General features: G+C 41.1%; 12 protein-coding genes and 1 pseudogene. 11 read left to right on the top strand and 2 right to left on the bottom strand.

Going from position 1 to position 10,458, the window contains the following annotated elements; all coding sequences use genetic code 11:
* The 10 genes and pseudogenes from FKP33_RS22270 to FKP33_RS22225 all read left to right on the top strand — a co-directional run.
* Window positions 1–1,220, top strand: a 1,220-nt coding sequence (locus FKP33_RS22270; protein WP_141336400.1) for an MFS transporter, incomplete at its 5' end; no start/stop codon positions are given.
* Between the two features lie 31 nt (window positions 1,221–1,251).
* A complete protein-coding gene (locus FKP33_RS22265; RefSeq protein ID WP_141336399.1) occupies window positions 1,252–2,607 on the top strand; it encodes an LLM class flavin-dependent oxidoreductase in 1,356 nt (451 codons plus the stop codon).
* A gap of 19 nt (window positions 2,608–2,626) precedes the next feature.
* Complete coding sequence (locus FKP33_RS22260) at window positions 2,627–4,015, top strand: aldehyde dehydrogenase (protein WP_141336398.1); 1,389 nt, start codon at window positions 2,627–2,629, stop codon at window positions 4,013–4,015.
* A gap of 52 nt (window positions 4,016–4,067) precedes the next feature.
* Window positions 4,068–4,235, top strand: coding sequence for a thioredoxin domain-containing protein (locus tag FKP33_RS22255; protein ID WP_258313527.1), 168 nt, complete (start codon window positions 4,068–4,070; stop codon window positions 4,233–4,235).
* Window positions 4,236–4,259: 24 nt separating this feature from the next.
* The gene (locus FKP33_RS22250; protein ID WP_141336397.1) at window positions 4,260–5,102 is read left to right on the top strand and encodes an aldo/keto reductase; all 843 of its coding nucleotides are present in this window, start codon (window positions 4,260–4,262) and stop codon (window positions 5,100–5,102) included.
* Window positions 5,103–5,171: 69 nt separating this feature from the next.
* A pseudogene (locus FKP33_RS22245) lies at window positions 5,172–5,462 on the top strand (alcohol dehydrogenase catalytic domain-containing protein); the annotation flags it as partial.
* 255 nt (window positions 5,463–5,717) lie between these two features.
* Window positions 5,718–5,963, top strand: a complete 246-nt coding sequence (locus FKP33_RS22240; RefSeq protein WP_181410247.1) for a tripartite tricarboxylate transporter substrate-binding protein — start codon at window positions 5,718–5,720, stop codon at window positions 5,961–5,963.
* Between the two features lie 8 nt (window positions 5,964–5,971).
* Entirely contained in the window at window positions 5,972–6,409 is a 438-nt protein-coding gene (locus FKP33_RS28620; protein ID WP_141336395.1) for a tripartite tricarboxylate transporter permease, read from the top strand.
* Between the two features lie 237 nt (window positions 6,410–6,646).
* Entirely contained in the window at window positions 6,647–7,366 is a 720-nt protein-coding gene (locus FKP33_RS22230) for a YebC/PmpR family DNA-binding transcriptional regulator (protein ID WP_127609257.1), read from the top strand.
* Window positions 7,367–8,048: 682 nt separating this feature from the next.
* On the top strand, window positions 8,049–8,690 hold the full coding sequence (locus tag FKP33_RS22225; protein WP_141336394.1) for a hypothetical protein: 642 nt from the start codon (window positions 8,049–8,051) through the stop codon (window positions 8,688–8,690).
* Between the two features lie 62 nt (window positions 8,691–8,752).
* Here the strand turns inward: FKP33_RS22225 and FKP33_RS22220 are convergent, their stop codons facing one another.
* Window positions 8,753–9,535 carry an ExeA family protein gene (locus FKP33_RS22220; RefSeq protein ID WP_181410245.1) on the bottom strand — a complete coding sequence of 261 codons (783 nt, stop codon included), beginning with the start codon at window positions 9,533–9,535 and terminating at the stop codon, window positions 8,753–8,755.
* A gap of 125 nt (window positions 9,536–9,660) precedes the next feature.
* Between FKP33_RS22220 and FKP33_RS28615 the strand changes: the two genes are divergently transcribed.
* Complete coding sequence (locus FKP33_RS28615; RefSeq protein WP_373423937.1) at window positions 9,661–9,861, top strand: DUF255 domain-containing protein; 201 nt, start codon at window positions 9,661–9,663, stop codon at window positions 9,859–9,861.
* Window positions 9,862–9,984: 123 nt separating this feature from the next.
* On the opposite strand, the gene FKP33_RS22210 is transcribed toward FKP33_RS28615, so the two are convergent.
* Window positions 9,985–10,428, bottom strand: a complete 444-nt coding sequence (locus tag FKP33_RS22210; RefSeq protein WP_181410244.1) for a ferritin-like domain-containing protein — start codon at window positions 10,426–10,428, stop codon at window positions 9,985–9,987.
* Window positions 10,429–10,458: the final 30 nt, after the last annotated feature.

Raw genomic sequence — 10,458 nt, 5'->3', positions numbered from 1 at the left:
TGTGGCCCATTCTCATATTGGGAGCTTTTTTTGAAGGCTTCGATGATGCGGTAATTAATATAGCTCTGCCGTATATAATGAAAGATTTTGGAATAACGACACAGATGTCCGGGTATGCCCTTTCCATCATTGCCGTTGGAACGATGGTTGCATTCTTCGTATCTCGAATGGCAGACACGATCGGACGTCGCCAGGTTTTTTTATCTAGTGTTTATATGTATTCAATTTGTAGTCTAGTCACAGCTTTCGCACCTAATATTGAGGTTTTTATTTTCCTGCAGTTTGTTGCACGTATTTTCTTAATCGGTTGCTGGTCTGTCGGGTATGTCATTCTCTGTGAGGAGTTTTCAACAGAACATCGAGGAAGTGCTGTTGGACGATTCCAGCTTACAGCGGTTTTTGGTGCTTTGTTGATTGGAATCCTGCTTCCCATCATAACGAAGCTTGGGCTAAGTTGGCGAGTACTTTACATTGTTGGAGCATTTCCGATGATTCCTGTATTCCTGCTTAGAAAGAGACTGCCTGAAACAGAGGCTTTCCTGCAATTGCAAGAGGAGAAGAAACTTGGTAAAAAGCTCCCGAAAGGAGACTTTTTCGGACCTTGGAAAAGCCCTTATATCAAATACACGGTGGTCATGTCCATCGTATGGGTATTTCTCTATTTCGGAATCAAAGGTACTTTAAATTTCTTTACCTTAAGGGTTGTAAACGAATTGAACTGGACCCCAAACATGGTGAGCATCGGCTTATTGACTCAAACCATTACGGCAATGCTTGTCATTGCTTTGAATGGCAAGCTGATGGATCGTATCGGACGCAAGCGTGCCGCGACGATCATTATCATCGTTGGATGTATATGTAGTGTTTTAATGTTCACCCTTCATAATTTTTACGCTGTGCTCATCTGTAGCATTATCTCAGCTGGTTTCGTGAACTCTTTCCTCATTGTCGGATCAACGCTGACCAATGAGCTCTTTCCTACTGAAATTCGTGCGAGTGCTATGGCCTGGGCAAATAACATCGTTGGCCGCTTAGGGCAAATTTTAGTCCCTACTGTTGTTACAACAATCGCCCTATCGCTCGGCTTAGGGAATGCGGCTGCCCTAGCTGTAAGCTTACCGATCATTTCCCTTATTCTTATCCTGGTTTTCTTACAGGATACGGGTAAGAAAACCATAAATAAGCCTCTCGAAAATAAGGGAATAACGGAAAATAGCTGACTATATAAAGAGATAAAAGGAGCAAGCAAAAATGAGTAAAAAAATGAGTTTAGGATTATTCATTCAGTTACCTGGGCAACATTTAGCAAGTTGGAGACATCCGTCATCACAGTCACATCGTAATTATGATATCGATTATTTTATTGAAATTGCACAAATAGCAGAGCGTGGTAAATTTGATATGTTATTTATTGCCGATTCGGTAGCTCGTCCCATTCATGAAAATTCGTATTCCGAATTAAAACTAGATCCATTAATGATTTTGGCAGCTGTCTCAAGTGCTACGAAAAAAATCGGCCTTACCGTTACAGCATCAACGACTTACAATGAGCCGTTTCATATCGCAAGGAAATTTGGTTCTCTGGATCATATATCAAAAGGACGAGCAGGTTGGAATGTCGTTACATCTGCCAACGATTTAGAAGCGACTGTCTATGGAAAAGAAGAACATTTGTCACATGCTGATCGTTATGAACGCGCAGAAGAATTTCTAGATGTAGTGAAGAAATTTTGGTTCTCCATTGAAGGGGATGCGGTTGTTGCAAATAAAGAAACCGGTCAATTCATTGAAGTATCCAAAGTTCATCCCGTCAAACATGAAGGTAAATGGTTTAAAGTAAGTGGATTATTAGATGCACCGGCACCACCGCAAGGACATCCGGTAATCATTCAAGCTGGATCATCAGAGGCAGGTAAAGAACTAGCTGCCAGAACAGCTGAAGTTATATTTACAGCTTGCCAATCCTTGCAGCATGCACAAGCATTTTATGAAGATCTGAAAGGTCGTCTAGCTAAATATAATCGTGACCGTGATGACGTAAAGATTATGCCGGGGGTATATATTACGGTTGCAAAGTCTGAAGAAGAGGCACGTCAAAAGCGTGAAGAGCTAAATAAATTGATTATGCCAGGTGCTGGGCTTCTGTTTTTATCCGAATTTACACAAATCGACTTTAGAGGATTTAATCCAGATGATCCATTCCCAGATTATGATACATATGCGGATCCTACAAATCCACGAGTTCGTTATAAAATTATTTGCGATATTGCCAAACATGAGGGATTAAAAACGCTGCGTGATATATATGAACGCATTTCTTCAGCGCGTGGACATTTTGAAGTAATAGGAACACCTGAACAAATTGCAGATCAGTTAGAAGAGTGGTTTGTTAAAGGGGGGGCAGACGGATTCAATATTATCCCGCCAACCTTCCCGGAAGACTTAAATCTTATTGTCGATTATGTCATACCAGAGTTACAAAGACGAGGTCTATTTAGAGAAGAGTATGAGGGAGATACGCTGCGCAGTCATTTAGGACTAAAAATTCCGGAAAACCCTAATACAAAAAAACATAAAAATCAACAAGTAGCGCCTAGTTTTCAATAAATGAACAAGGGGGAAATATATGGTTTTGAACGTACAATCTGTTGAACAAATGATATTAGAACAAAAAAAATATTTCTATAGCGGCGCTACAAAAGATATTGAATTTCGCAAAGAACAGCTAATAAAATTAAAAACTGCTATTCAAACAAATGAGAAGGAAATCATTGACGCCTTATATAAGGATTTGCGAAAAAGTGAATTTGAAGCGTATGCAACAGAAGTTGGTTTGGTTTTAAATAGTATAAGTCATATGATTAAGCATATAGATAAATGGGTCAGACCTATCCAGGTAAAGACACCCCTGCAGTTCCAACCGGGAAAAAGTTTTATTGTACGAGATCCATACGGGGTCGTATTAATTATCGGACCCTTTAATTATCCTTTCCAACTTGTGATTGAACCTTTATTAGGGGCCATCATTGGCGGAAATACGGCAATTATTAAACCATCGGAATTATCGATTCACACAACTGCTATTATTAAAAAAATTGTAGAAGAGATCTTTGAAGAAAAGTATATACGAATAGTCGAAGGTGAAAAAGAACTCGTTCAACAATTAATTCATGCACCATTTGACTACATCTTTTTCACAGGCAGTATTGAGGTTGGCAAAATTGTGATGCGCGCGGCGGCCGAGCGTTTAACCCCGATTTCATTGGAGTTAGGTGGTAAAAGCCCTGTGATCGTTGACGAAACAGCAAATTTAGGTATCGCAGCGAAACGAATTATTTGGGGAAAATTCACCAATGCCGGGCAGTCCTGTGTAGCACCTGATTACTTGTTCGTCCATGCGTCCATTTATGAAAAATTCATTGAAAAGCTGAAAAAAACAATTGAACAATATTATGGAGAAAACCCACAAAAGAGCCCTGATTTTGGTCGGATTATTAATGAACGTCATTTTCAAAGGATTGAACAAGTATTAGAAGCAGATGCACATCTTATTACATTTGGAGGTCAAAAAGATATCTCGGATTTATACATGGCTCCTACTTTATTAGAAGGTGTCACTTGGGAAAGCAAAGTGATGGAATCGGAGATTTTTGGACCTATCTTACCGATTATGAAATATACAGACATAACACAGGCCATTCATGAAATTCGACAGTTAACCAAACCATTAGCAGCTTATTTATTCTCTGAAAATGAGCAAGCCGTCCAATTCTTCCTTCAAGAGCTTCCTTTTGGTGGAGGTAGTATTAACGACACCATGTCTCACGTTGGTAATGTTTATTTACCTTTCGGTGGAGTTGGTTCTTCAGGAATGAATGTGTATCACGGAAAGGCTAGTTATGAAAGCTTCACACATCCGAAATCCATTTTAAAACGCTCGTCCAAGCTAGCGAGTGACTTATCATATCCGCCCTATAAAGAAAAGGTAAAGATTGTGAGAAAGATTATTAAATAAAGGATGTCCAGCGGCGTCGGACACGGTATAGTTTTTTTCATTCTATTGAGGTATGCTATATTTGAATGTGAAATACAAGAAATTCCAAGAAAAAAGTAGGTGCTGCCCCAAGACAACGTTACCGTATTTGCTGCAACATGCTTACAATCCGGCAGATGGGTTCCCTTGGTCGGATGAGGCTTTTGAAATTGCAAAGCGCGATAATAAACCTATTTTCTAGTATTACTGGAAGGAGTGATTAGTTATGGGTAATTCTATTCCACAGGTCACACTTAATGATGAAGTTACTTTACCGGTTATAGGTTTGGGTACATATACACTTAAGGGTAATGAAGGTGTCAATGCTATAGTAGGTGCAATTGATATAGGCTATCGACTAATTGATACTGCTTATAATTATGAAAATGAAGGAACAGTAGGCGAGGCCGTTAAACGCACTGGCGTTCCAAGAGAAGAATTAAGAATTACATCTAAATTGCCGGGTCGCTACCAAGCGTATGACAAAGCTGTTACTACCATTCAAGAATCTTTATACCGTGCAAATCTGGATTATTTTGATTTATATCTTATTCATTGGCCTAACCCTATACAGGATAAATATGTGGAAGCATGGCAAGCATTAATTGACGCTAAAAAATGGGGTCTTATTCGCTCTATTGGTGTCAGTAATTTCTTGCCCGAACATATTGAGCGTTTAGAAAAAGAAACGGGCGTTAAGCCAAGCGTAAACCAAATAGAATTACATCCATTTTTCAATCAAGCACAACAAAGAAAATGGCATGAAGAGAACAACATTAAGACAGAATCATGGAGTCCACTAGCCCGAGCAAGTGTACTCTTACAGAATGACACTATTCAAAAGATTGCCGAGCGTCATAACAAGTCAATTTCACAAGTAATTTTACGCTGGCATTATCAACTTGGAGCCATTGGAATTCCTAAATCTTCATCTCCCGAACGGCAGCTTGAAAATATATCCATTTTCGACTTTTCCCTAGATGAAACAGAAATGAGCATTATTTCAGGATTAACTCGCTCTGATGGAAGGATTAATAATCAAGATCCTGCCACATATGAAGAATTTTAAACCGGAAATTATCCCGAAAATCCAAAACTCATGTCTAACTAGACATGGGTTTTTCTTTTTGTAGGAGGGTATGAGCTAGCAGGGCTAGTTGAAGCAGTAGGCAATGATGTAAAACGATTTGAGAAAGGCGACCAAGTTTTTGCATCTTGCGGTATTGGTTATGGCGCTTATGCCAAGTACAAATGTCTGCCTGAAGACGGGGGAGTGGCAATAAAACCGGCCAATATGACCGATGAGGATGCCGCCGCCGATCCTATTGGGGATCGAGAAGAAACTAACGACCGTTCCCCGGTGGAATTTCGGGAAACGGTCGCAGCGAATAAGTGTCTTTTTATTCGTGTCTACTTGACAGGGTTATGACCAATTGGCACGATTTTTCATTGTTAGGCTTTAGACATTTGATGAGGTGCCTTTCGCCTAAGGTCATTCTAGAGAGAATTATTGGAAGCGCTTTAAACGAAAATAAAATAGCATTTAAGAAGATTAGTGGAACCCGTAAGGGGGAATGAAGTCATATTAGGGGAGGAATTTACATGCCAAGCGACTAATCAGGTGAAATACCCTGAGAAGGAGATTACTTTAGTCGTCCCATTGGCTTCTGGAGGCTCAACAGATGTGAATGCCCGAGCCACTGCCAAACTGATGAGTAAGTACCTGAATCAGCCCGTTGTTGTCGAAAACAAGGATGCCGCTGGGGGGATCACTGCAATGACGGACCTTGTTAGACAAAAGCCGGACGGCTATAATCTACAGTTTGCGGGAGACGGCCTGTTTTCGATCCAGCCCATCCTTCAGAAAAATTTAGGCTACAAGCAGGATAATTTTGATTTCCTGGTAGGGACAACAGCTGCTACCCCTTAATTGCTAGCATGTATATTGGGAATATCATGCTTTTGGTTCTGAATCTTCCTTTGGTAGGCCTATTTATCAATATTCTGCGAACGCCTAAAAACCTGTTGATGCCCATAATTCTAGTACTGTGTATCGTAGGAGCTTATGCTATTAATAATTCCGTTACCGATTTGTGGATTATGATGATCGCAGGAGTGGTTGGATACTTTTTGGAAAAATTAGGTTTCTCAACGGCCCCCCTTATTCTTGCCGTGGTCATCGGCCCCATGTTGGAAGACGCGTTGCAGCAGTCCTTGCTGCTATCCCATGGTAGCCTTACCATTTTTATCAACCAGCCCATCGCGTGCTCCCTTCTAGTCTTGACATCAATTGTCACGATGTATCCACTATTGTCAAAATTGATTCGAATGTTTTTTCGTAAGAGAGTCCAATCAAATAATGCAGCTGAACGATAGGTTGACAAATCTGTCATTCAGTTATGAAGGCGGTACTCAATATCTGGTTTGGTCACTTAAAAACTTCTCCATGTCAGGAGAAGTTCTTTTGTGTACTTTGAGATTCTGATAATTCTTGATAGGAACTTGTTCAAGTGATGCTTAAAGATTTATAATGAACAAAGTAAAGAAAATTGAAGACTGCAGAAGAACATGGCTCTAACCAAATTTCAAGTACAATAAGAAAGCGGGATAAGTATGGGACGTAAGTGGAACAATATTAAGGAAAAAAAAGCCTCAAAAGACGCAAGCACGAGTCGTATTTATGCAAAGTTTGGAATTGAAATTTATGTTGCTGCTAAGAAAGGTGAACCAAATCCGGAATCTAATGGCGCCCTAAAATTCGTACTCGAACGGGCAAAAACGTACAATGTACCGAAAGCAATCATTGACCGGGCGATTGAAAAAGCAAAAGGAAGCTCAGAAGATAACTATGTAGAGCTTCGTTATGAAGGTTTTGGCCCCAATGGCTCTATGGTCATCGTAGACGCACTGACAAATAACGTGAATCGTACTGCTTCGGACGTACGCTCCTGTTTTAATAAAAATGGCGGAAGCATGGGTGTAAGCGGGTCCGTATCATATATGTTTGATTCAACGGCAGTCATAGGTCTAGTGGGTAAAACATCAGATGAAGTATTTGAGCTATTAATGGAAGCAGATGTAGACGTACGTGACATTTTTGAAGAAGATGAAGCCACCATTGTTTATGCTGAACCTGATCAGTTCCATGCCGTGCAAGAAGTATTCAAAAATGCCGGAATAACGGATTTCACGGTTGCTGAGATTACGATGCTCGCGCAAAATTATGTTACTCTTGCGGAAGACGCGCAGGCACAATTCGAAAAGTTGATTGATGCGTTAGAAGATTTGGAAGACGTACAGCGAGTTTACCACAATGTGGATGCGGAGGATTAACCGAATTACCGAAACATCGAATATCTGAAAGGTTTTATCTCACGACATAAACCTGAACGATTAGGATCCTCATTTAAGTCATGTCGATTCATAGCCTGATTTGGTTGCATTTTACTTAGGACTTGCCGCGGAAGAGAAATATGCCAAATCCTTTAGGGCCTTGGATCGCGGTCAAAAAGCAGAGTCGATCCGCGTTACACTCGGTTCTTTAATCATTTAGCAGCGTTGTGGGTTCACGGATCGAGAAACGTGTGCAGCATTTCGTTGAGAACCTCTACTTGCAGTACTTCATTGAGTTGCTTGGCTTGCTGATGAACAGCTAACCTTGGAAATCACAGAAGATGCATTAACTGCACCACAAGTCGATGCATGCGAAGATGAAGATACCCATGGTGACGACGATGATCACAAGTCGCGTAAAGGAAAGTCAAGCGCACTTGCTGTAAACGCTACTACGAATGCTCTAGACGAGTCCAACGTCACCAACAAAGGCATGCCAAAACATGATGCTTCTTTGTGCTCCGGTCGAAATTGCATATCCGAAATCAGTAATCGAGCCTATGGAAATAATTCCATAGGCTCGATTGAGGTTTAATAAGAAACTGATAGAGAGGATTGTGTGTAACTTAATGAAACAGGATACTTTATTCCCATTACTATAAAAGGAGAAAACACTATTAAATTGTTTGCTCTGAATAGAAGAGAACTGATTGAACAAAGACTAAAAAAGACAATTTTAGTTGTGTCTAATGATGAAAACTATTCATCTATCGAGGCGATTCTGAATAGTAAAGGAGCATACTCGAACTTTCATGAAAATAGGAGAAAGATAATTGAAATAATAAATGATTTAGATAATAGTCAAGTATTCAATAAGGAATATTTAATTAATATGCTCTATGCAAACACAATAACTATATTAGAGTCTTACCACTCTGATACATTTATTCAAACAGTATTAAGCAACGATGTGTACATAAGAAATTTTGTTGAAACATTTCATGACTATAAAAAAGAGACGTTAAAAATGACAGATATATATATTAATTATGAAAGTTTAAGTGTAAAGGTAACAAAATCTATGATGGATGTCATTTACCATAATATTGATAAGGTTAAAGGTATGTATAATGATACTTTAGCGGTTTCTTTCCCAAAGGATTTAACAAAAATATTTTTAGCAATTAAAAATAGACATGACATTGTGCACAGAAATGGACGAAGAGTGGTTGATAAATCAAAACGAAGAACAAGTACAGGCTTAGATGATAACGTACCATTGTTAATTGGGTGTTACTGCCAACGCATAATGTTCGCCAGTTGACGGCGTAAGTTGTCCTGCTGGTGACGGACAAGTTGTCCGCACGAGACAGGGGAATGGGAGAATTACGATAATTCTCCCTGGATGACTCGCTTGACCATATGATCGTCGATGATGCGATGTTTGTTTTGTGATCCATAGATGAGAGCGTGTGTACATACTTTGTTGATCAGTCTGGCGGCTCCGCTCGAGAAACGGAAGATGTCATCAATCGCTCCTTCGGTGAAGATGTCGTGATCAGCGCCGGCGTGCGTCATGTGACCGCGAATATAATCGCCGGTCTGAGACCTGTCGTAATACGGCAATTTACATTGCAGGTCGATCCGCTGCCGGATAGCCGCATAAGCCTGTAGGTTCAGGCGATCCCAGAGCACACTCTGACCTACCAGGATCAGCGCCATGGGACTCTGCGCATCCATCTTGAAATTGAGCAGAAAGCGTACTTCCTCCAGCATCTCGCGATCGAGCAGATGGGCCTCGTCGACAACGACAACAGGCAAGAGCCGGTGAATACCGCGCATAAGCTCGATCTCACGATGCAACTGGCGTTTGGCATCGCCACGGTAGAATTTTGATTCGCAGCCGAGCTGTTCGAGCAGCCCCTTGTAGAAATGCCGCGGGGTCAGCTTCGAATCTGACAAGTAGAGCACCTTGTACTTGGCTGGATCGAGCACTTCGGTGAACCGGCGAATCGTCGTCGTTTTGCCCGTGCCGCAGTCACCGGTCACTACGGCGAACCACTGCCGGTGGGCAGCATACTCGAGACGGCCGAGCGTCTCCTCAAAAGAGCTCGCTCGTCGGTATGTCTCGCGAAAACGGGGAACGTCCAAGACCGTAGAATGACTCAAACATGACCGTCCTCCTTGCTCACCCGGCGGTAGGCCACGGCGGGTATCTGCTCAGCCTTGCGATCTCGACTTCGTTCTTCCGCCACCGTGAGCAGTCTTGATGTATCTGCTGGAACGGGGCTCAAATGCTCCGGCAGCGGAGGGCGCTTGCCTGCACGTTCCCCGATGACAAGTTCCCGAACGCGCCACGGCGTATGACCTTCGTACTCGACCGTAAGCGCAATTCGGTTGAGTGGTACCCTTGGTCTGAAGAAGCTTTTGAAAAAGCGAAACAGGAAAACAAACCTGTCTTCTTATCTATGGGGTATTCTTATTTAATGAAATAAAATTCCACTTGCCATTGATGTCGTGTCGATCAAGGAACAATTGACTTTAGAGCGCGTCAAAACAAGGTTTATATAAAAAAAGAGACAATGCGTATCATTGTCTCTCGGTTGGAAAAAAGTATATTATCTCATTTGATTTGCCGTTAAGTAATACAAAAACCAAACAGCGTGGTTTTGTTCGTCTGCCGACGCACGCCGGAAAGTTTCTTTAATGTATGGGTCATTGGTTTTTTCAGCAATATCAAGATAAAAGTCCGTTGTCATTTGTTCATCCTTAAAAGATGCTCTAAGACCTGCTGTGTACTCTGTTTCACATTGTTCGATGATTTGTGGTGTAGGCTGCCTTCCAGTTGAGGACACAAAGATTTGTGAGAAGGCTTGGTAATGCTTGATTTCATCGTTTCGAATTTCAAGAATTTGATTTCTTGCTTCTTGATTAGGAGCAAGTTTCGCCAACTGTTCATAACAAAAAATTGCGCTATATTCTCCATTGATTGCTTTGGCAATATCCGCGATTAGATTCATATCGGCTGAAGAGTGGAAGAGAATTTGATTATTATAATACATCTTCTAATTGTCTCCTTTCAATTGCACATT

Source organism: Paenibacillus sp. tmac-D7, from assembly GCF_006519665.1.
GTDB classification, from domain to species: Bacteria; Bacillota; Bacilli; order Paenibacillales; family NBRC-103111; genus Paenibacillus_G; species Paenibacillus_G validus.
Note: the sequence above shows the minus strand (reverse complement) of the source record. Positions and strands in the feature narration are given on the sequence as shown.